The 22,183-nt window shown below is 52.8% G+C and carries 13 protein-coding genes; 5 read left to right on the plus strand and 8 right to left on the minus strand.

The features are described 5' to 3' along the window. Positions 1–390: 390 nt before the first annotated feature. The gene (gene hmpA / locus MKJ04_RS12565) at positions 391–1,608 is read left to right on the plus strand and encodes an NO-inducible flavohemoprotein (RefSeq protein ID WP_241641994.1); all 1,218 of its coding nucleotides are present in this window, start codon (positions 391–393) and stop codon (positions 1,606–1,608) included. 84 nt (positions 1,609–1,692) lie between these two features. Here the strand turns inward: hmpA and MKJ04_RS12570 are convergent, their stop codons facing one another. The 7 genes from MKJ04_RS12570 to MKJ04_RS12600 form a co-directional block, all read right to left on the minus strand. Further along, a complete protein-coding gene (locus MKJ04_RS12570; RefSeq protein WP_241641995.1) occupies positions 1,693–3,354 on the minus strand; it encodes a helicase associated domain-containing protein in 1,662 nt (553 codons plus the stop codon). Between the two features lie 182 nt (positions 3,355–3,536). Next, positions 3,537–4,979: a Gfo/Idh/MocA family protein gene (locus tag MKJ04_RS12575; protein ID WP_241641996.1), complete on the minus strand. Its 1,443-nt coding sequence runs from the start codon at positions 4,977–4,979 to the stop codon at positions 3,537–3,539. Positions 4,980–5,037: 58 nt separating this feature from the next. After that, a complete protein-coding gene (locus tag MKJ04_RS12580; RefSeq protein WP_241641997.1) occupies positions 5,038–6,333 on the minus strand; it encodes a sugar MFS transporter in 1,296 nt (431 codons plus the stop codon). An 8-nt stretch (positions 6,334–6,341) separates the two neighbouring features. Further along, positions 6,342–7,004: a carbohydrate-binding family 9-like protein gene (locus tag MKJ04_RS12585; RefSeq protein WP_241641998.1), complete on the minus strand. Its 663-nt coding sequence runs from the start codon at positions 7,002–7,004 to the stop codon at positions 6,342–6,344. Positions 7,005–7,008: 4 nt separating this feature from the next. Next, on the minus strand, positions 7,009–8,157 hold the full coding sequence (locus MKJ04_RS12590) for a phosphotransferase enzyme family protein (protein WP_241641999.1): 1,149 nt from the start codon (positions 8,155–8,157) through the stop codon (positions 7,009–7,011). Further along, entirely contained in the window at positions 8,147–9,085 is a 939-nt protein-coding gene (locus tag MKJ04_RS12595) for an NDP-sugar synthase (protein ID WP_241642000.1), read from the minus strand. Before MKJ04_RS12595 ends, MKJ04_RS12590 begins: the two co-directional genes overlap by 11 nt. A gap of 516 nt (positions 9,086–9,601) precedes the next feature. Next, on the minus strand, positions 9,602–10,642 hold the full coding sequence (locus tag MKJ04_RS12600; RefSeq protein WP_241642001.1) for a LacI family DNA-binding transcriptional regulator: 1,041 nt from the start codon (positions 10,640–10,642) through the stop codon (positions 9,602–9,604). A gap of 771 nt (positions 10,643–11,413) precedes the next feature. Between MKJ04_RS12600 and MKJ04_RS12605 the strand changes: the two genes are divergently transcribed. From MKJ04_RS12605 to MKJ04_RS12615, 3 genes are all read left to right on the plus strand, one after another. Continuing rightward, on the plus strand, positions 11,414–14,536 hold the full coding sequence (locus tag MKJ04_RS12605) for a SusC/RagA family TonB-linked outer membrane protein (RefSeq protein ID WP_241642002.1): 3,123 nt from the start codon (positions 11,414–11,416) through the stop codon (positions 14,534–14,536). Positions 14,537–14,553: 17 nt separating this feature from the next. Further along, positions 14,554–16,047, plus strand: a complete 1,494-nt coding sequence (locus MKJ04_RS12610) for a RagB/SusD family nutrient uptake outer membrane protein (protein WP_241642003.1) — start codon at positions 14,554–14,556, stop codon at positions 16,045–16,047. Positions 16,048–16,186: 139 nt separating this feature from the next. Continuing rightward, entirely contained in the window at positions 16,187–17,509 is a 1,323-nt protein-coding gene (locus MKJ04_RS12615; protein WP_241642004.1) for a DUF3472 domain-containing protein, read from the plus strand. A 481-nt stretch (positions 17,510–17,990) separates the two neighbouring features. Here MKJ04_RS12615 and MKJ04_RS12620 read toward each other — a convergent pair whose 3' ends face one another. Next, on the minus strand, positions 17,991–18,692 hold the full coding sequence (locus tag MKJ04_RS12620) for a FadR/GntR family transcriptional regulator (RefSeq protein ID WP_241642005.1): 702 nt from the start codon (positions 18,690–18,692) through the stop codon (positions 17,991–17,993). 165 nt (positions 18,693–18,857) lie between these two features. Here MKJ04_RS12620 and MKJ04_RS12625 point away from each other — a divergent pair, with 165 nt between their 5' ends. Then, positions 18,858–22,175, plus strand: a complete 3,318-nt coding sequence (locus MKJ04_RS12625; protein WP_241642006.1) for a SusC/RagA family TonB-linked outer membrane protein — start codon at positions 18,858–18,860, stop codon at positions 22,173–22,175. Positions 22,176–22,183: the final 8 nt, after the last annotated feature.

Below are 22,183 nucleotides of genomic sequence, written 5' to 3' on the forward strand. Positions count from 1 at the left end.
TATTGGTCAATGGTGTTTTTGGAATTAAGAAAAGCCGGTGATGCTGGCAGACATGATCGGAACAAACTAGAGTAACCTGGTAAAGCTAAAAAGCAGAATGGGGTGCGCCCCACCACTTTCTTCATGTAAAACGGGACATTAAAATTAGTATACAGGCTGTGGGCAGTGGCGCAGGATGAAGATGAACAACCAACCTTCCGCGGTGTCTGCCAAGGCGTATAGCTCGGATTTTATTCTGTAGCGACCAGAAAACATGCGGGGCCAACGCCAATAGGTGAGGCAGCCTGATAACCTCAACGGAATATAAGAGGCAGATCTTTAATGGTGACGGATGTCATTTTTAGCCGCTTTTTAAAGTCGTAACTTTCATGCACTTTAAAATATCCTAATATGATTACTACAGATCAAAAAGAACTTATAAAAGCAACCGTGCCGGTGTTGCGGGAGCATGGTGTTGCCTTAACCACGCATTTTTACAGCCGCATGTTTACCCATAACCCTGAGCTGAAGAACGTGTTTAACATGGGCAATCAGGGTAACGGCAAGCAGCAACTGTCACTAGCGATGGCTGTGCTTGCCTATGCCGAGAATATAGAAGATCCTTCTGTGCTGGTGTCTGCCGTCATGAAAATCGGTCACAAGCACATGAGCCTGGACATCCGCCCGGAGCACTATACCATTGTGGGCAAGCACTTGTTGGCTTCCATAAGCGAGGTACTGGGCGAGGGCGCCACGCCTGAACTGATCGAGGCCTGGGCGGTAGCTTACCAGCAACTGGCCGACCTGATGATTGGGCTGGAGCAAAATCTTTATCTTGAGTCGGTAGCCAAGAAAGGCGGCTGGACTGGCTGGAGACCTTTCCTGGTAAAGCAGAAGGTGAAAGAGTCGGAGGAGATCACCTCCTTTTACCTATACCCTGCCGACGGCGGAAAGGTGGCTGATTTTATGCCCGGTCAGTACCTCAGCGTGCGTTTGTTCCTGCCGGAGCTGAACCTGCTCCAGCCACGCCAGTACAGCCTTTCCAGCGCACCAAACGAAGCGTATTACCGCATCTCGGTGAAAAAAGAAGCCGGCAAAACGGAACATCCGAACGGCCTGATCAGCAATAGGCTACACGAGACAGTGCTGGAGGGCGATGTGATTGAGATAGCCCCGCCTGCCGGAGATTTCATACTTGACACGATGAAAGACACACCAGTCGTGTTCATCAGCGGCGGCGTGGGGCAAACTCCACTGCTGAGCATGCTGGAGTACCTGGCCAGCACCGAGAGCAATCGTGAAATAGTATGGGTGCACGGTGCCAGAAACAGACAGGTGCACGCCTTCCGGGAGCCGCTGACGACGCTAGAGGGGCAGCACGGAAAGTTAAAAAAGCATATCTTCTATGATACGCTGGATGAGCTGATGCAGGTAGAGGGCGGCTACTATGAAGGAATAGTGGAGTTGGGCAAGCTCAAAGATGTGGCCCTTTTGAAAGATGCAGATTACTACATTTGCGGCCCTGCCCCTTTCATCAAAAAGCAGTTTTATGACCTTGCTGCCATGGGTGTAAACAAAGAGGCCATTCATTATGAGGAGTTTGGCCCGGCTAACCTGGTCCTCTCTTAAGCTACTGTTGGTATATGAAATCGAACCAGTCCACTGATATTGCCCTGTACATGTGCATGTACAGGGTATAGATGCAGCCATGCATTAGAGTCGTCTGCCCAAATCGAACGCTATTTCATCTAAAAGAGCGATGCGTGCAGGAGCGAGTTTGTCTTTATCAGAGCGCATCCTGCTCACCCATTTGCCCAGCTTAGGGTCTTCTGGCCATTTAACCGGCACGCGCGTATGCCCATGTTCCTTTCTAAAAGCCAAGAGGCGTTCATACATGGCCGTCCAGGGGATCGCGTTTTTTTTAATCAGGGTCCAGTCGAAATGAATATCATTCAATAATTTGACCTGCCGTGAAGTCAGCTGCTTCCTGTTCAACTTTATTCGATAGACCCATGCAGCTAGCGTAGGGGTAGCGTGCCACCGGGATGGTACGCTCGAATGCCCAAACTCTTTGTAAAATGCTGCCAAAGCCCGGTACATTTGCATCCAGTAGCTATCCTGTACGCTCCAGGGAAACATAATCGTGTTCAGCTTGTCTATCCGGTCGGCAGGCAACCGCCCCTGATGAAAGTATTGGCGCTGCAAGCTTGTCCAGCGCTGGAGGGCAGGGGCCGTTTTCAGGGAAACCTGGCATGTGCCGTGCGCTCTGCTGTATGCTTTCAGCTTTTCAAAATTAACCTCCCATTGGGCGTCATAAATAGCGTGTATTTGGCGCTGTGTATCCCTGCTCCACACGAAACCCAATTCATCAAGCTTTTTCTTTTTTATCGGCTCAAGCCTGCCATTCGCTTCCAGCCCCCTTTGCGACGCCACCCAGTTACCGAGTTTTTTGTTCTCGCTGAAATTTATAGGAACAAAGCTGTGGCCGTTTTTTTGCTGAAACGCCTGTAATTGGGCATAGCGCTTGTCCCAGGTTTTGCTCTTAATGGTATCAAAGCTCCAGATAAAGTTGAGCTTGTCCAGCCGTTTTTTGCGTTCTGCGGAGAGCCGGTTCTTCTTCTTCGAAATCCTTTGCCTTTCTACCCATTTCCCTAAGCTTTGATGATTGCCCGGAACTTTGCAATGCCCATGGGCTTGCTGGAAAAACAATAGTTCCTGAAAATGGGCCTCCCATTGGGCGTCATATTCGGATTTTACGCACCACATAAACCCTAGCGCGCTCAGTAAGCGAAGGCGATCCTCACGCAATTTATCCTTTGTGCGCATTTTCCGCTGATTCGTTACCCAAAGCGCAAGCTGCTTGTCCTGTTCCCACTTTTGAGGTACCCGGCAATGGCCAAATGCATTATGGAAATCTTTCAGTTTTAAATACATTTGCCTCCATCTGTGGTCTTTACTGATCGGAGTATCCCAATCCACGCCCAGACGGTTCAGCCTTTGGTATTGACTTTCTGACAGGAGCCTTTGATTTAAGATTTGCCTTACCAGCCAGTCTTTCAACCCTGCCAGCTTCGGTTCAGGAGGCAAACAAACGTGACCGTTTCTCTCTGAGAAATGCGATAACTGCCTGTACATACCCTCCCAAGAAAGGGTTTCTTCGTCATGCCTGAGCTTTAAGGCAGCTAACCTGATTTTTAGTTCAGCAGGCAGCAGGTATCCGAGGCTTTTTTGGGTGTTTGTCCATCGTGCCAGCGCACTATTATCCTCAGTGGCGAATGAATTATCCTGATTGCTTAAAGTTTCCCCTTGTTCATATTTGTTATTCCACTGCACCAGGATCTTATCGTCTAGCAGTTCCTCTCCAAACTTTTCCACAGCTCAACTAATTATCTTTTTCTTATGTCAACTTTAAGACAGCAATAACCATTTTGTCTTTTCATCATCACCCGCTTGAGGTATAGCATCAGGGCACGTTTAAATTTCGCTTTCAAAACCGAATTTTAAACGTGCTCTTCCCTAGTTCAAGTGCCATACTGCTTTCTTTAATCAGCGCAAGATCATGCTTTGACGGTTGTAGTGCCACCGCCTGCCAGCGACAGGTTCACAGGGGCATTTGTCTGCCAGGCGCCAGCTGTGAAGTCAGGCATGTCGATGGAATTGGAGCGGTTTGCCACCGACCACTCGCTCAGGAGGCCTACCGCCGTCCACGAGGCGGCGTCATACACATCCTGGTCCAGGGGCAGGCCGTTGCGCAGGCAGTCGATCAGCCGCCAGTCCATCATAAAGTCCATACCCCCGTGGCCACCGATTTTCTTGGCCATCTCCCCGATTCGCTTCACAATCTCCGGGGTATACTGGGCTTCCAGGGCCTTCATCTCGTCCTCGGAAAGCCAGCTGTGCCCCTTCGCGATTTTCTGCTCAGGCCATTTGCGGGCAATAGCCTTGGTGCCGCTCACCAGATGGATTCTGGAGTAGGGGCGGGGCGAAGTCACGTCATGCTGGATCATGATGGTTTTGCCTTTTTTGGTGCGGATGGTCGTGGTGTTCATGTTGCCGCGGTAGTTGTCTGAAACAAACTCTTTGTAGAATGAGTCATTGGCAGCCCGCGCCTGTGCTTCCTCATACATCTGGAAATCATCGCTGGACACGGAGGTCAGGTAATCCATCGCGTCCCCGCGGTTTATGTTCATCACCTGGCAGATGGGGCCCAGGCCATGGGTAGGGTATAGGTTGCCGTTGCGGCCCAGGTTCTCCCGCAGGCGCCACATATTCTGATAACCATTCTTGTCAAAGTTTAGGTCCAGCAGTTGGTGGATGTATGCTCCCTCGCCATGTATGATCTCCCCGAAATAGCCCTGGCGGGCCATGTTCAGTGTCAGGATCTCGAAGAAGTCGTAGCAGCAGTTCTCCAGCATCATGCAGTGCTTTTTGGTTCGTTCGGAAGTCTCCACCAATTGCCAGCACTCCTCCAAACTGAGCGCGGCAGGCACTTCTGTGGCGGCATGCTTGCCCTGCTCCATGGCATACACCGCCATGGGGGTATGCAGGTGCCAGGGCGTGGTGATATAGATCAGGTCAATATCGTCACGCTCGCACATGGTTTTCCAGGCGTCCTCCCTGCCCGAGTATAGGGTAGGGTTATGGGCGGAACCGGTCTTTTCCTGTAGCTGGTTTTTTACCTTTTCCGCCCGCTCCGGCATCAGGTCGCAGAGTGCTTTTATCTCCACGCCCTCTATGTTGCTCATGCGGAGAACGGCACCTGGGCCTCTCATGCCCATCCCCACGAACCCTATGCGCACCTTGTTAAGCTTGGGGGCGCGGTAGCCGCTCATATTAAAGCGTTGCGTATACTTGCGTTTCGCTTGCTTCTCGATCTGAGCCAGGTTAGATGTGTATGCCTCAGCGCTGGTTGGGGCACAGCCTCCGAGCAAGCTTGTACCGGCTAAGCCTATACCAGCCAGACCGGAAAATTTTAAGAATTCTCTGCGGTTACTACTCATGGTTTAATTGGGTTAGATTGTTAAGCTGATATGCATGTGAAATAAATGCCAGGTATACTTACTTGCCGATTTTATGTCCGGCGGTTGCGTAGAACCAGATAAACAGGTAGCATGGCACCATAATCCAGTATGCCTGCTGCGGGGTCCATGCGTCGGCCAGGGCGCCGTAGGCCAAAGGAACCACCGCCCCGCCCGCGATGCCCATCACAAGCAGTGAGGAGGCTGCCTTGGTGAAGCGGCCCACACCTGCCAGTGCCAGTGGCCAGATAGCGGGCCACATAAGCGAGTTAGCCAGGCCCAGCAGCGCGATGAAGGCCACTGACACGTAGCCCGAGGTGAGGGTGGCCCCTACAGAGAAGAGCACCCCCAAGGTGGCGCAGAGCTTCAGGGCATTTTCCTGCCTGATGTACCTGGGTATGGCCACTATACCGATCCCGTAGCCGACGATCATCGAAACCATGGTGGCGGTGGTAAAGAACTTGGCTGTCTCCAGCGGAATACCCTGTGAGGAACCGTAGCTGATGATCGAGTCACCGGCCATCACCTCCACACCCACATACAGGAACATGGTAAACACACCCAGCAGCACGTGCGGAAATTCGAAGACGCTCTTTTTCCCGGTGTTGCTGTGTGCCACCGCCTTGTCCTCCCGGTCTGTATCAATCTCAGGCAGCGAGGAGCGGTTGATCAGCAGGGCCATCAGGGCCAGCACGCAGATGATGACGATATAAGGCACAATCACCCGGGCGGCCAGGGCGTCCAGCTCTGCTGCCTTGGCCACTGCCTCCATGGTGAGGACTCTCTCTTTTATAACATCCGCGTCTTTAAGCATGATGGCGCCTAGCGCGATAGGGGCAATGCCGCCAGCCAGTTTGTTGCAGATACCCATGATGCTGATGCGCTTGGCCGCGCTTTCGGCCGGGCCAACAATGGTGATGTAGGGATTGGAGGCTGTTTGCAGAATAGCCAGGCCACTGCCCTGTATAAACAGTCCGATCAGGAAGAGCACGTATGTCCGGGATATGGCAGCCGGTATAAAGAGTGCCGCACCCACCGCCATTATACCTAGCCCCACCGCCATACCATTCTTAAAGCCAAGAACCTTAAGTGCCTTGGTGGAGAGCGGGGCCATGACGAGGTAAGCGATATAGAACGCAAAGGCTACCAGATAGGACTGGAAGTGGTTAAGCTCGCAGGCAATCTGCAGGTAGGGTATGAGTACCGAGTTGAGCCACGTAACAAAGCCGAAGATGAAGAAAAGCGTGCCGATGATGGCCATGGCACTGCCGGAGCCGGACTGTCGGCCGAGCTCCGGTATAGCGGCCGGTTTGGGCTTGATGGAAGTCTCTACCATTGTGTCGTTTATTGTTCGTGTTCTGATAAAAAGGTTACTTGCCCGAAGCACTGCGGGCGGTGAAAGTCAGGCGCAGGCGCCTCTACTGGGTGCCAGGCCAGGTAATGGGGCTCTGGTAGGTCGTCGCCGCATTTATAAAAGTTCACGCGCCCTTTCTGGCCATCAAAGCGCTCATGCCTGTGCTCCGAAAAAACCGAGGCAGGTATAACCAGCGTCAGCTCCCATACTTTGGCGCCCTGGCCATCAGCCGCCACTTTTAGTTGCGCGGAATGCCTTATCCCGGAAACTACCTCTGTGGGCAGCAGCTTTCTGCCGTCTCTGTTTTGGCCGAAGCCCACCCGGCAGGTGCCCAGGCAGTTCGCCTCCAGGTTGTAATAGTCGCTGTCTTCCCCAAAAGCTATAAAAAACTCCACGCAACTGTCTTTGTAAACAGGGTCATTTATGGTTCTGTATCTTGCCAGCACGGCTTGTTCCCGCACGTGGTACTTCAGGAACAGACACCCCTCATTGTGCGCGAGTGTAAACATCACCTCCGGTTTCACTCCGTTAGAAGTAGCCCAGTGGGCAATGGCGATAGGCTGCTTTGGAAGAGCATCGAGCGTGGCTGACACCCATGAGAGTGGGCTGTCGGGGTATAACTCGCGAATAGTGGGGACGAGTAGCTGTTTCATCTCTTTATTTTTGCTGATTCAGGAGTAGTGCCCTATGAGAAGTTGAAGCTTGCTGTATAGTATGTTGTACCGTTTCTATATTCTCTTCCAGTACCTGCACCAGCCTGAACTGCGCGCGCGCGCGCTGCAGGTTGTGCTCCGGGAAATTAATCTTATAGTAGTTGTCCCCATCGATGTAGTCTGTCAGGAACCGAAGCCCCATGATAAAGGGAAGCAGCGTTACGCCAAGGGAAAGCGAGGCTATTTCCTCGTCTGTCAGCATAGCGCTGGTTTCCTTGAGAAAGCCCTCTGTAAAGGCTTTAAACAGACGAAGGTCAACCGTTATCTTGTCCAGGTCTGCCTCGTCCTCGGCGGCTTTGTTCACGGTCGTGCGGATGGCATCGCCAAAGTCGTAGGCTACATACCCCGGCATCACGGTATCGAGGTCGATCACACATTGTGCCCTGTCATGCTTGTCGAGCAGCACGTTGTTGAACTTTGTGTCGTTGTGCGTTACGCGGAGCGGGAGTTTGCCTTCGCGGCCAAGCCTGCAAATGGTGCTCATCCCCTCTGCCCGCTGTTGCACGAAAGCAATCTCCTCAGGCACGTGCTTCACCCTGCCTGCAAGGTTCTGCCTGATGGCAGTTTCAAAAAGCCGCAGCCGGCTTTCTACATTATGAAAGTCGGGGATGGATTCGTGCAGGTGCGTGATGTCCAGGTCTGCCAGTAGTGCCAGAAACTTCCCGAAGGCTTTACCACCCTCATAAGCCTGCTGCGGATTCTCCACGATATCGTAGCTGCGTGTGTCCTCCAACAGAAGGTATACCCTCCAAAAGTTACCCCCGGCGTCGGCGTGGAAGCTGCGGTGCTTGTGAGTTTGCACCAGGCGAAGCACTTCTTCGTCAGGCCTTGCGCCGGGCATGCCTTCAAGCTTGTTTCGGAGGTGCAGGGTCACCTGCTCAATGTTGTCCATCAACAGCGGCACGTTCTTGAAAACATGGTGGTTTATGCGCTGCAACAGGTAATTAGGGCAGCCCGTGATCCCGTTCTTTACAAAATAGGTGTCGTGGATATGGCCTGACCCATAAGGGCTTATCTCGGCTATGCTACCCCTCAGTGTAAAATGAGCGAGTACCTCGCGGAGCTGTGATGGGACCATTGCGTTATCTTTCATGCTGTACAGCGTGGGGGTTTGTCCATAGGTTTTGTGGGTAGTTGCCCGTGCCTACCAGCGCCATGATCTGCTGCACGGCCGTCTGCTTGTCTTCCGGGTAAGTTACCCCAAACCACTTCTCGGGGGTTGGTATCACTTGCACGCGCGCTGCCCCCGTTGCCAGCATGTCGTTTACCACCGACGGCAGGTAAAACTCAGCTTTTGACTCATGGCTGCGCGTATCCAAAAATTCCATCAGGCATTTCTCAAAGTAGGGGAAGACACTGGGTTTGAAGGCCATCAAATTCATCGAGACGATTTCATCGCCCAACAGCTGCTTATACTGCGTATCCTGGTCTTGCACCAGAATACTGCCATCCTCGTTGCGTGTGATTTTTGTCAGCTCTGTTAATGAGGTAAGTGCATGGTTAGGGCCAAAGGCGCAAATACCACGCGACACGCTGCCGTGCTCGGAGAGGGTGTTTGCTATCCTGAACCCTACCAGGCCGTACGTTGTATCGTCAGAGTTGCTTTTCAGGAATTCGGCGGCTAACCTGAATGATTCATACCCATAGAAGTCGTCGGCGTTTATCACTGCGAAAGGTTCCTGTATGCTGGCGGAAGCCACCCACACGGCATGGCCCGTTCCCCATGGCTTTGTGCGGCCTTCAGGAACGCGATAGCCGGCGGGCAGTATGTCAAGTTCCTGAGTGATGTACTCCACTTGTAGCTGGGCGGGCAATCTGTCCTGCATCACCGACCTGAATGCCGCTTCTATTGACTTTCTGATGACGAACACGATTTTCCCGAACCCTGCTTTTACAGCATCATGGATGGAGTAGTCGATGATGGTTTCGCCGTTTGGCCCGAAAGCATCCAACTGCTTTAAGCTGCCATACCGCGTTGCCATGCCCGCCGCCAGTATTAATAAAGTTGGGCTTGTATGCATAGAACAAAGATTTAATCTATATAATGAGTAGGGTAAAACCCTATAAATACACAGTATAAGTGAGGTGGCTGCCTTTCACTAAATCCTTTCAGGCTGGTACTGAGGCCGTAAGACTTGATTTAGCTTTCGGTTTCTGCGCTTTACATCTTCTCCGGGAACCGGGCTCGGGTATGGGTTTTCGGCTGTAGTTAAGAGAATAGTCTCTAAAAGTAAACAGCTGTATAATACGAAACAAGAAAAAAGTGCATAATGTATACGAACACGCAGCTGTATAAGGCAATAATACCCTATACGTAAACCAAGGATCCGGATGGAAGGCAGCTGCTGCATGAGAAACAAGCATGTATGGTGTCTACATCTTGTAGCAAGTGCATGGGCTACCAAAAGGAGGGCGCGGCTATAGCCCACGAGCCATGTGGATGATAGGACCTGGGGGCGTACTGCAAACCCACACGCTTGTATCCAAAGCAAGCGCTCCCAGTGGAGCGTGCCCCTATATGAGGCCATTCGGATGGGCTATGGCTTATTTTGCGGATTATGACTCTCCATGAGCTGCGATTCCACTGTGACATTATAGAAGGCCTGCCGCCGCTGGTGCTGCTCTCCTTTGGCGCATAAGAGGTCTAACAGGATTTCAGTGGCTTTTCGGCCTTGCTGATAGGGAAACTGCTCTACCGAGGCAAGGGGGGCGTCATCCATATACTCCATCATCGGGAGGTTAGCATAACTCACAAACTCAAGGTCTTGGTTGATTTTTATACCCAGTTCGCTGGCGTGCTTCTGTGCATGAAGCCACACGTAGTCGTTGAAGGTGACAATGGCCGTGACCTTGCGCTTGCTGGCTAACAACTCATTGAAGGCCGCGATGGCTCCCGTCTTCGTTAAATCGCAGCTCACGATGAGGGATGGGTCGAACTTGAGTCTGTTTTTCAACATCGCCTTGATGTAGCCCTCCCGCCTTTCTGCGCTGGCCAGAAGCGTATCGGGGCCATTGATTATGCCAATGGCACGGTGGCCTTTCTTCAAAAGATAGGTAACTGCCTCAATTGTCCCGGTTATCATGTTACAGGCAACCGAGTGTATGCCATCCATGGGAGGGATGCGGTCGAAGAATACGACAGGAATGTTGTATTGGCTCAGACTGCTGAAGTGCTCGAACGAGGACGTGGTTTTCGCCACTGAAACCAGCAGGCCATCCACGCGATGGCTCTTCATCTTTTCCACCAGCTGCTTCTCCTTTTGCGCATCGTCATGAGACTGAGCGAGCAGCACGGTATAGTTTCGCTTATAGGCGGTATCCTCTATGGCACTTACAGCAGAGGAAAAGAAAGCTTCGGACAACTCCGGTAAGATAACGCCTAATGTATACGTTTTGCCCTGCTGGAAATAAACGGCCGTTTGGTTTCGCTGGTAGTTCAATTCCTTAGCCAGCTGTTTTACCTTCAGGCTGGTGGCCACGCCAATGCTCGGATGGTCGTGCAACGCCCTGGAAACAGTAGAAACAGACACATGCAGCATCTTGGCAATTACTTTTATCGTTACTGGTTTTTCAGGCATATGACGAAAATTAGGCGGTTTATAAACAATAGGCGCAGGGTGCCTGCTAATGAAACAACCGGGAGCAAGATCAGCTTAGCGAATAAAGTGAAAATAATCTTACTAAGCCTTGTGTGCACGCGCACAATTTGTGAATTCGTTACAAGCTGGGTTTTGCAGTGAGTTTCAATGTTTGCGGTAAGTATCTTGATGTTACGAATCCATCAGGGTATGAAACGAGCACCCGCCTACCCCAAAAGACAGATGTATCAGCTATAAATCCTGTGTTTCTTTTGCGCCACAGCGAAAATCACCGCCTCCCCGCTACTTAACTCTTCGCAAACGCTTGCTTAAAGTTTTTGTAATCCTAACCTGTTGCCTACCCCATGTCCGTGACTGCTGCCTCAGGATGCGTGAAGCGTTACGGATCCGCCAATGGTTTAATCCGTATCGATCGATATCAAAAAGCCCTTTAGTGCTTCCTTTCAACGAATAAAGCAATTTTCCCGACTTTGGGCAATTCATACGTTTTACTTTGGCAGCAATCTGGGTAGCCGCAGCTTGCGACGTTATGTGGCGATATACCTGGTTAAGTTAGATAGCCACTGGCTGCCTTGTGTGATCAATGCTATAGCGGAGACTTAAAAACAGTAGTAAACAAACGTTTGTGCATTCTTTTACGGGTAATTTTTGCAGGGTTGTTTAGGATTAATTCTATCTTAAGCTATGCGTTAACGACAACACGCATATACTTTACCCTGAATTTCTCTAAGTAACCAAACCGTAAGAAGTATGAAGAAACGTTACAGAAAGGATGGATCTATTCTGAGCAGGATACTCCATCTGTTAAAGCGAGGGTGCACAAAGCCCGCACAGGCACTCCCTATACTAGGCGTGCTTTACTTTCTCGTTGCCCTTGGTACTGGTTATGGGCAAAGTGGGCAGCAGGTGGTGGGTAAAGTGGTGGATGCGCAGAACCAACCCCTCATAGGCCTGACAATAGTAGTAAAGAATACAAGTATGGGTACGGCAACCGGGGCAGACGGCACGTTTCGTATCGCCGCGGCCCCTACCGATGTGCTTGTATTTTCCTATATAGGCTACGAAACGCAGCAGGTAACAGTAGGGAGCCGATCTACCCTGAACATAACCATGAAAACTGACGCCAAAAGTTTGGAGGAAGTAGTGGTAGTAGGGTACTCGAGTAAATCACAGTCGGAGCTGGTGAGCTCTGTTTCAGTTGTAAGCGGCAACGAGCTGCGGGATGTGACCACGAACAACACGGCTACCATGCTGCAAGGCAAGGCTTCCGGCGTGACCGTGTCGAGTGGAAGCGGGCAGCCTGGTGAAGCGCCAAAGGTGCGTATTCGGGGCACAGGTTCTATCTCAGCCGGGGCCGATCCGCTGTATGTGGTGGACGGCGTGATCGGCGGTACGGCCAACCCCACAGACATAGAGAGTATAACAGTGCTGAAAGACGCCGCCGCGACGGGCTTGTACGGTTCCAGGGCAGCCAATGGGGTGATCGTGATCACCACCAAGCGGGGCAAAGCTGGTAAAACGCGTGTGTCTTACAACGGAACAACTGGCGTGAGCCAACGCACAACAGGCAATTTTGAGGTGATGGACGGGCAGCAGCTGTATGGCTATACCAACGGGCTATACCAGAACGACTATACTGGCAAGCGCAACAGTCATATCGCGGCCTTGAGCAAAACAAACCCTAATCCTTCAGAAGCGGAGATTAACGCTTACCTGGCATCTAAGAATTTTCCGCTTACTTACGGAGCCTATGCCGAAGGAGTGCTTCCTGTAGAACCGGGAAACACCAACTGGTTGGATGAAGCTTTCCGTACCGGCATCACAAACAATCATCAGTTGTCTGTTTCCGGAGGGTCCGAGAAAACCAGGTTCTATTTAAGCGGGAACTACTTCCAGGAAGAAGGAACGGTGGTGAACACCAGCTATGAGCAGACAAACTTCAGGGCCAACATCGACCATGATATCAACGATAAGCTCACCGTGTCTGCCCGCGTGAACACAAAGTTTTCTAACCGCGACAACGACCCGTCAGGAGCGCTTTACCAGTCCTTTATTAACTTACCCTGGGATAACCCATACAACGACGATGGCACAATCCGGCGTGTAGACGCCGGCACCGCCGGGTGGTATGGCCGCGACAAGAGCAACTTTTTGTATACCAGCCAATACAACTACAACAGAAGCAGAGGGCAATCGCTGGATGGCGACCTGAAGCTAGAGTATAGGGTTGCGGATTGGCTTGCCTTCTCTACCACAAACCGCTACAGCGTGAACAATTCCCGCTCCGAGTCTAACAACGACTCGCGTACTCCGGGGGGAAAGGCATCTAACGGCTCGCTGAGCAATTCCTACGGCTACAGCAACAGCTTTCTCACGTCCAACCTCCTAACCGCCAGCAAACAGTATGGCTCCCACAACCTGCAGGGCATACTGGGTGCCGAGTATCAGAAGAATTATACAGATGGCATGAGTGCCTCCGGGCAAGGGATATTCCCGAGTTTGGAAGTGCTGGATGCTGTGGCCAAGCCAGTGAACATTGGCGGGTATAAATCCGAGAGCAAATTTATGTCCGGCTTCCTGAATGTGGATTATGATTTTGACAGCCGGTATTTTGCCACTGTCTCTTACAGAAGAGATGGCTCTTCCCGTTTTGGCCGGGATAAACGCTTCGGAGACTTTTACTCTGTGGGAACTGCCTGGGCCATCTCGAAGGAGGATTTCTTTGAAGGGTTAAATTCTAAGGTAAACCTCCTGAAGCTGAGAAGCAGCTATGGCGTAACGGGTAACGCCAACATCGGTGATTTTGCCGCCCTGGACCTTTACCAGTTCAATGTGCAGTATGCTGACCAGCCGGGTGGCTTTCCTCGCCGCCTCGTAAACCGGGACCTGACCTGGGAAAAGGCTCATACGTTTGATGTGGGTATAGAACTCGGGTTGTACAACCGGGTAAGCCTTACATTGGACTTCTACAACAGAACCAACAAGGCCATTCTTCAGGATGTGCCGCTCTCCTCGGCCACTGGCTTTTACTGGCAGACGCAGAACATCGGCTCTGTTAGAAACCAGGGCCTGGACATCGAGCTAAGCACAAAAAACATCGAGGGCGTTTTTGCATGGGAGACAGACTTTAACATCTCCTTTAACCGCAACAAGGTGCTGGAACTGTACGGCGGCCAGCCAATTGACCAGGGCAGCCAGCGCATTGAGGAAGGCAGGCCTATCGGCTCCTGGTTTATGAGGGATTGGCAGGGCGTTGACCCAGCCACAGGAGACCCGCTCTGGTTGCTGAAGCAATACGATGACAGCGGGAATTTTGTGCAGGACACGGTAACTAACTCCTACAATAAGGCTACAAGGGTATACACCGGCACCACAACGCCTAAATTTGCCGGAGGTATACGCAATACCGTTGTCTACAAAGACTTCACGCTTTCTGCTTTCATGAACTTCGTGTACGGCAACAAGGTGTACAACTACAACAGAGAGCTTTTTGATGCCGACGGCGCCTATCCAACTTATAACAGCATGGTGCTGCAGGACGGCTGGAGCCGCTGGGAAAAGGAAGGCGATGTAGCCACACATCCCAAGGCTGTGCTGAACGGCAACAGGGCTTCCAACAAAACATCATCGCGCTACCTGGAAGACGGCAGTTATCTGCGCCTGCGCAATATCACGCTTTCTTACAGCTTGCCTGAGGCGGTTGCCGGCAGACTCAGGTCGGAAGGAATCCGCGTGTTTGTAAGCGGCGACAACCTCTGGACCTGGACTGATTTTTCTGGTATAGACCCGGAGGTAGACCTCACCTCGGGCTACTCAAGCACCCGATACCCAGGCAGCAAGAAGCTTATGTTCGGCGTTAACATCGACTTTTAACCCTAAACTACTGCGTCATGAAATTTAACTTCAAAAAATATCTATACCCAGCCATACTTAGTGCCCTTGTGCTTGCCGGTTGCTCCGATAATTTGGAGGTTGAGCCATACGATGGCCTCACGATCGACCAAACCACTGGCACGCCCGAGGGCTTGAAGGCCGCCACTATCGGTAACTATAACTACATCAAAGACAGTTACTACACGCGCAATTTCCATATGCTGGCAGAGTACCCGGCCGATAACGTGGCGCTGAGCGGCACCACCACAGACCCGTTGTTCTATGCGTATAATTACCAGCACCTCACCGCGATGTCTATCACCGGCAATTTCTTCCGGAAGGCATACCAGGCGATCTATGGCACCAATGTGGTTATTGAGAAGCTGCAGGAAGGGCAGTCGGCGGACCTGGACCAGGTGCTGGGCGAAAACTACTTTCTGCGGGCCATGGTGCACTTCGATTTAGTGAACATCTTCGGCAGGCCGTATGCGCAGGACCAGGGCGCCTCGCCTGGAGTGATGATTCGGGACAACACAGATATAAACGACCTGCCGCCGCGCAGCACCGTGAAAGAAACCTACGCGTTTATAGTGAAAGACCTGGAGAAAGCGTCAAACCTGATGGGCAGCACCAAGGGCAGCAGCTTTGCCTCCAGGGAGGTAGCGTACGCGCTCCTCTCGCGGGTGCACCTGTACATGGAAAACAACGAGAAAGCCATTGAGTATGCCGATCTGGTAATTAACTCCGGCCGCTATACGTTGCTGGCCACCGCCGATCTGCCTAACTACTTCACGTACGCCAACGAGACGAACAAAGAAACCATCTTTGCCATAAGGCACACGCTGCAGGACGACCAGACCTGGGGCTCGATCGGTTCCATGTACCTGAGCGATGGCGTAGGCTACGGCGAGATGTATGCCTCAGAGAGCTACCGCAACCTGATTGATAAATTTCAGGAGGACAAGCGCAGGGACTTCATCGTGCCAGTGTATGAGAAGGATGCCGACGGCTCAATCAAAACCGGGCCCGATGGTAAGCCTGTGCTGGCGACAAGAAACGGTTACCCGAAGTACTACATTACCAAATACTCTTACCAGGAAGGCGTGGTCTCGCTGAGCTCTCCGGTATACCTCCGCCTGGCCGAGATGTACCTGAACCGCGCCGAGGCCAACGCCAAGCTGGGCAACGACGCGGCGGCGCTGGAGGACGTAAACCTCATCCGAAGGAGGGCAGGTTTGTCCGGTGACGCCCTCTTCTCCGCTTCTAACATGCTGGGCTATGCCAATGCGCTGGATATCGTGCTGGATGAGCGCCGCCTGGAGCTAGCCTGGGAGGCGCAGCGAAAGTATGATGTGTTCCGCAACAAGCGCACGATGGTCCGCAATTACCCGGGCACGCATCTCGCTTCGGGAACGAACACGCAGGAGATCCCATACACTCACCCGCGCGTGGTGTACTTTATACCGGAGCAGGAAATCATCCTGAACCCGAAGCTGGAGCAGAACCCATAACTGCCGCTGGCACAAGAAGAAGAAGACACAGGTGGGTATGGCCTGACAAAGCGGGCCTCTTACCCATCTGTGTCTAAAATAGCCATCGTCTATCGCCTGAAACATGACTCACAGCAAGTTTTTACATAAGGTCAGCGTGATGTTTGCAGCCTCACTGTTGATTGCCTGCAAGGCAAACGAAACCCCTCCGGGCTATACCGGGCAAGCAATAGAAACCGTGATACTCACGGCGGGTGCAGCCGTGGTGCCACTGGGAGGCAACACCTGGAAATCCGGGAAGGAGGGCGCGGGCGGAATGATTGACGAGCACGGCATTACCGGCTGGTCTGACGGGCAGGTATACTTTACCACCTATGCCAGGGTAGCGCAGAAAGGCCCCATGAAAGTATGGCTGAACCTACGGGTACCGGAAGGCACCTCCAAACTCCAACTGGAGGCATTGGGTAAAACGAAGACAATTACGGTGCAGGGCAACACACTGCAGAATCGCTATGCAGGGGAGTGGCTGGTGGCGGATACCGGCTATGTGGCCTTCACTGTAAATGGGCTTTCTAAACAAGGGGATGCCTTTGCAGACGTGGCGAGTATAAAGCTGCAAGGGGATGCGATTGATGAGAAGACAACCTATGTCAAGAATAACGAAGACAACTTCTTTTACTGGGGCCGTCGGGGGCCATCGGTGCACCTGAATTACGCGCTTCCGGAGAACGCAGCTATTGAGTGGTTTTACAACGAGGTAACCGTTCCGGAGGGAAATGACGTGGTTGGGTCCTACTATATGGCCAACGGTTTTGCGGAAGGCTATTTTGGGATACAGGTGAACTCCGAAACAGAAAGGCGCATCCTCTTCTCCGTCTGGAGCCCCTTTAATACCGATGATCCCAATAGCATACCCGACGATCAAAAAATAAAGCTCCTGAAAAAAGGCACCGGCGTGTACACGGGCGAGTTTGGCAACGAAGGCTCGGGCGGGCAAAGTTTCCTGAGGTATAACTGGAAGGCGGGCACCACCTATAAGTTTCTGCTCCAGGGAAAACCAGACGGCCAGGACCATACGACCTATACCGCCTATTTCTTTGCCCCGGAGAGAAACGAGTGGATGCTGATTGCCAGCTTTAAACGGCCCAAAACGAACACCTACCTCAAGCGCACGCATTCTTTTATGGAGAACTTTATACCCGAGTATGGCGATGTGGAGCGAAAAGTGCTGTTCTCCAACCAATGGGCGCGCGATGCGAACGGCAACTGGATAGAGCTGGCAAATGCCCATTTTACGGCAGACAACACCGCACGCGCTGGCTACAGAATGGACTATGCCGGAGGGCAGTCCGGAGATGATTTCTACCTTCGCAACTGCGGCTTCTTCAACAACTATACCCCCATCGGAAGCCGGTTTAAACGGCCCCTTAAAGGCAAAGCCCCGCAGGTTAACTTAGCTGGTTTAGCTGCCGCAAATCAATAGCCGCGTTGTTGTTAACACAAAGAGGGCGAAGTAAAAACGCCAGGCAAGTGCAGCATCCGTATTTTGGAAGCGGCTTTCCAACGTGCGCATAGGGATAAAGATGGATAAGGCACGATTCGAATATATGCCTCAGATGGCAGGGAGCCTGGCTCTTGGTTCGATGAAAATATGGAAAACTGATCGGAGTGCGAGGTAGTAATGCTGCGCAAACGTTTGTGTGGCCCTGAGTTTCAGCTTTTCTCAGTTTATGGATGTTTCAGCATTCTAGCCATAGGCTTTTGCCTCTATGCTGATTTACTGGATACATACCCTTCCAGCTAGCCTGTAACATGGAGGTCCCGGCAGGCGTGTCGCAAATGCTGTTACAGTCGCAGGCCGGGGGTATGGATTTATGGCCGAGCGGAGCGGTGGAGGGCTATACAGGCGGGCCAGATGGAATCTACTTATGCGCTTGTCTATCGGGCCACCTCAGCCTAGCCTTTTAACTGAAAATTCTGGCAAAGTGATTCTCCAGATGGTTGCGCATCCCGTTCCGAAGCATTTCAGCAGAGCCATGCTCGATGATGTCCACCAAACCTTTGTGTGAGACAAACTTCTTCACGACAGCCTTCTTGTTGAGAAGGCCGCTGCTGTGCACGTGCTCAAAAACCGGCAGGAGCATTTTCTGAAACTTCCTCAGCGTGGTATTGCCGGAGATCTCATAGAGTTTGCCATGGAAGTTTATCTCGTGCTGAATCTGAAAGTGCAACGAGTCGGAGAGGTCTGGCTCATCGGCCACAATTTTCTGCAGCTCTTCAATATCCTGTTTTGTGACACGCTCCATTATAAAGTCGGCCATTCCGATCTCCAGCACCAGGCGTAGCTCAAACACCTCCCGTAGCGTGGCCTCATCAAGCACCTGCGGAATCATGCGTTTCTCTACCAGAGAAAGCAGGTCAGGGCTGGTGATCACAGCGCCGCGGTGCTTTTTAGACTCAATCAAACCCACCATCCTGAGGCGCAGCAGGGCCTCCCGAATCACTGTGCGGCTCACGCCCAGGCTGCTTGCCAAGTCTACTTCCTTGGGTATGGCATCACCGACTTTGAGGTTCTGCTGAACCAGCAGTTCAAGTAAGTTATTTTCTACCCTGTCCACCAGCGAGCTGGTATCCACTGCCTTCATATTGTCCGCGAACTTGTCCATAGGGAGTAGTTATGTATAACTTATATAGGGCTGGGATAACCCGATCCTGCCAATCCATACAAATTTAAAACATATTTTTTTTAAAAAAACGATTCACACGGTTGAAAGTGTAAAAATAAAGCCATACATTTATTATGTCATACTTAATACATTAGATTTAAGCATATGAATGTTAAACACTTACTACGGTTTTTCCTGTTGGGGCTGGGCATGCTCCTGAGCCCTCATCTGTACGCGCAGCTAACCACAATAAGCGGGCGCGTGATCTCATCCGATGACAAACAGCCGCTGATTGGCGTTAGTCTAAACGTAAAGGGTACTGACAGGGGTACCCAGACGGACGTGGATGGGAAGTTTGTGCTTCAAGCCTCCGTTGGGGACTTGTTGGTTGTGCGGTACCTTGGATTTGAGCCGCGCACCGTGCCGGTAGAAAGCGCCACAGCGCCAATGGAGGTTACGCTGGAGTCCGCGACGGCTAAGCTGCAGGAAGTGGTAGTGGTGGGCTATGGCACGCAGAGCAGGGCAACGCTTTCCGGCGCGGTGTCGACTGTGGATGAGCAGGTGCTGAAGTCGGCGCCGCGCACCAACGTGGCCACGGCGCTGCAGGGCACCGTAACGGGCCTGCGGGTGCAGCAAACCACCGGTCAGCCCGGGGCCACGCCGAATATCACGTTTCGGGGCGGTACCAGCTTCAGCGGGCAGGGTTCTCCGCTGGTGATTGTGGATGGGGTGATTTTCCCCTCTCTGTACGGCATCAACTCAGAGGACATCGAAACGATCAACGTGCTCAAGGATGCCGCATCCACCGCTATCTACGGAGCGAGGGCAGCCAACGGCGTTATCCTGATCACGACCAAAAAGGGTATAAAAGGCCGCTCGCAGGTAACCTACAGTTTGAAACATGCCCAGAACTACGTGCGCAGAAATTCAATAGATTATATGAGTGCTGCGGACTATATCCTCTGGAACAGAAGGGGGCTGGGCAGCAGGTATGAGGCGGCTCTGGCCGACGGCAACACGGCTGAGGCAAACAACACGCGCAACCAGCTGACGGGCTCCTGGGGCTGGGCCCTGAGCCCTGCCTGGACCTCGCCCAGCGGCAAGTACTCCACGCAGCTGGTTACAGACAACAACCGCCAATTGCTGCGCGACCCGCGCTGGAATCTGCTGGTGGACAGAAACCCGTTCAACCCCGGGCAGACAGACAGCATCCTATACCTATCGACCTCGCAGAAAGAGCTGGAGGACATGATCCTGCAAGAGAGCACCCTCCAGGAGCACTACCTCAACTTCTCCGGGGGCGGCGACAAGGGCACGTTCTCGCTGGGGCTGGGCACTGTAAAAGACGTGGGCATCGTGCTGGGCTCTTCGCTCAAGCGCTATAACCTGAATTTTAACGGTGACCTGGACGTGAACGAGGATTTTAAGGTGAGCCTGAGCCTGTCGGCCTACAACGACAAGAACGCGCCCTCATACCTCACGGCGGATGGCGACGGTGGCCTTACGGGAGGATTGATTCAGCGCTTTGGCGGTATTGCGCCAACCGCCCGTTTTATCCACGACGAAACAGGAGAGATTCTGCCCGGTGTGGACGGCGGTACCCTGGGCAATCCGCAGTATCTGCGCGACAAGTTCATCAACAAAAACGAGGAGCAGCGCTACTCAGGCAGCCTGAACCTGAAGTATAGCATCCTGCCCACGTTAAAGCTCCTGGCTTCGGCCTCTGGCTTTATGCGTTACTCCACCCGCGAGAGCTTTACCAAGGCCTATCAAAACGGCACCGGCGGCGCTGTGGTCTCCACCAGAAACGCCTCTTTTTCGCTACCGCAGGCCAACCAGCACTCCTACAACGCGTTTCTGCAGTACGATAACACCTTTGGTAAGCACACGGTGAGTTTGCTGGGCGGCGGGGAGTTTTTTGAAGGCCGCTTCTCGCAGTATAGCGCCGCTGCCCGCGGTGCCTCCACCGACTTTATACCCTACCTGTCGGCTTCCACAGAAGCGGTGGGCATTCCCTACTCGGGTTTCTACTCCTGGAACCGCCTGGTGTCGGGCATTGGCCGGGTGACCTACGACTACGACGCGCGCTACCTGCTAAACGTGAACCTGCGCTACGATGGCACCTCACGCCTGGCTGACAACCGGTATGGCCTGTTTCCCGGTATCTCGGCGGGCTGGAACCTGCATAACGAAACTTTCTTCAGCAACTCATTTCTTAGCGACTATATCACAACCATTAAGCCGCGCGTAAGCTGGGGCCAGAACGGAAGTATAGACCCCCTTGATGATTTTGCCACGGCGGCCACTTACGGCGGCACCGGCATTTATGGCGGTAACGCAGGGTTTGCGCCGAACTTCCTGGTCAACACCGCCTTGAAGTGGGAGCGGGCCTCCTCGCTAAACTTTGGTCTGGACTTGGGGCTGCTCGACAACCGGATTGCCTTTATAGGCGACTATTTTATCCGCGACATCTACGACAAGATCACCTCCCTGGACATACCCAGCTGGACGGGCTACGGCAGTTTTACGACCAATCTGGGCCAGCTGCAGAACCGTGGCGTGGAGCTGGAGGTTCGGGCCAGCGTGATCCGGCCAACAAACCCCGGCGGCTTTAGCTGGGATGTGAGCGCAAACTTCTTCCACGTGAAAAACTACGCCAAGGAGCTGCCCGACAATGGCCTGGAAAACAACAGGCAAGGGGCTACACAGGTGTATGACCCTGCCAGCGGCAAGCTGGTGTACGTGGCGGGCCTGCAGGAGGGCAAGCGCATAGGGCTGGATGAGATTTGGGCGCCGATTTACGACGGCTTATACCTAACGGACGCCGAGCTGGAGACAGACACAGACCTCTACAACGAGTACCTGCCCTACCGCGACAAAACGGTGAAGCTGCTGGGCGACGCCCGCTGGCGCGACCTGGACCAGAACGATACTATCGACTTCCGCGACCGGGTTTTTGTGGGCCGGACTATCCCAACCGTGCAGGGCGGCTTTTCCACCAACTTCGGCTGGAAAGGCTTTACCCTCTACTCCCAGCTTGACTTCGCCCTTGGGCACATGGTACTGAACCAGGCCAAGCTGAGAGGGTTGTCGCAGGTGCAGGGCTCGCAGAACGGGCCGGTGGACGTGACCAACACCTGGCACCCCGACAACCCCAACGGCACGCTACCCCGCTATTACTGGGCCAACTATGGCCGTAACTACTTCCAGGATGCTGGGGGGCGCACCAACTCGTTTGCCAACTTCTACGAGAAAGGCGACTACCTGGCCCTGCGGGAGATTACGCTGGGCTACCAGATACCGCAGGCATTTCTGCAGAACGTGCTCCGCGACAAGATAAAGGGGTTGCGCCTGCATGTTACCGGCACCAACCTGGTGTACTTTACTGGGTATAGCGGCACCTTCCCTGAGGTGGGGGGCAACGATGTGGGCCGCTTCCCGTTGCCGCGCACCGTCACCACTGGCTTAAACGTGACACTTTAATCAAGGCT

It is taken from the genome of Pontibacter sp. E15-1, assembly GCF_022601975.1.
Taxonomy (GTDB): Bacteria; Bacteroidota; Bacteroidia; order Cytophagales; family Hymenobacteraceae; genus Pontibacter.

Bases quoted from the DNA above. Each gene is read 5' to 3' on its own strand.
- MKJ04_RS12590 (WP_241641999.1), bottom strand. From the start codon at position 8,157: ATGAAAGATAACGCAATGGTCCCATCACAGCTCCGCGAGGTACTCGCT.
- MKJ04_RS12575 (WP_241641996.1), bottom strand. From the start codon at position 4,979: ATGAGTAGTAACCGCAGAGAATTCTTAAAATTTTCCGGTCTGGCTGGT.
- MKJ04_RS12605 (WP_241642002.1), top strand. From the start codon at position 11,414: ATGAAGAAACGTTACAGAAAGGATGGATCTATTCTGAGCAGGATACTC.
- MKJ04_RS12620 (WP_241642005.1), bottom strand. From the start codon at position 18,692: ATGGACAAGTTCGCGGACAATATGAAGGCAGTGGATACCAGCTCGCTG.
- MKJ04_RS12580 (WP_241641997.1), bottom strand. From the start codon at position 6,333: ATGGTAGAGACTTCCATCAAGCCCAAACCGGCCGCTATACCGGAGCTC.
- MKJ04_RS12625 (WP_241642006.1), top strand. From the start codon at position 18,858: ATGAATGTTAAACACTTACTACGGTTTTTCCTGTTGGGGCTGGGCATG.
- hmpA (WP_241641994.1), top strand. From the start codon at position 391: ATGATTACTACAGATCAAAAAGAACTTATAAAAGCAACCGTGCCGGTG.
- MKJ04_RS12615 (WP_241642004.1), top strand. From the start codon at position 16,187: ATGTTTGCAGCCTCACTGTTGATTGCCTGCAAGGCAAACGAAACCCCT.
- MKJ04_RS12585 (WP_241641998.1), bottom strand. From the start codon at position 7,004: ATGAAACAGCTACTCGTCCCCACTATTCGCGAGTTATACCCCGACAGC.
- MKJ04_RS12600 (WP_241642001.1), bottom strand. From the start codon at position 10,642: ATGCCTGAAAAACCAGTAACGATAAAAGTAATTGCCAAGATGCTGCAT.
- MKJ04_RS12610 (WP_241642003.1), top strand. From the start codon at position 14,554: ATGAAATTTAACTTCAAAAAATATCTATACCCAGCCATACTTAGTGCC.
- MKJ04_RS12595 (WP_241642000.1), bottom strand. From the start codon at position 9,085: ATGCATACAAGCCCAACTTTATTAATACTGGCGGCGGGCATGGCAACG.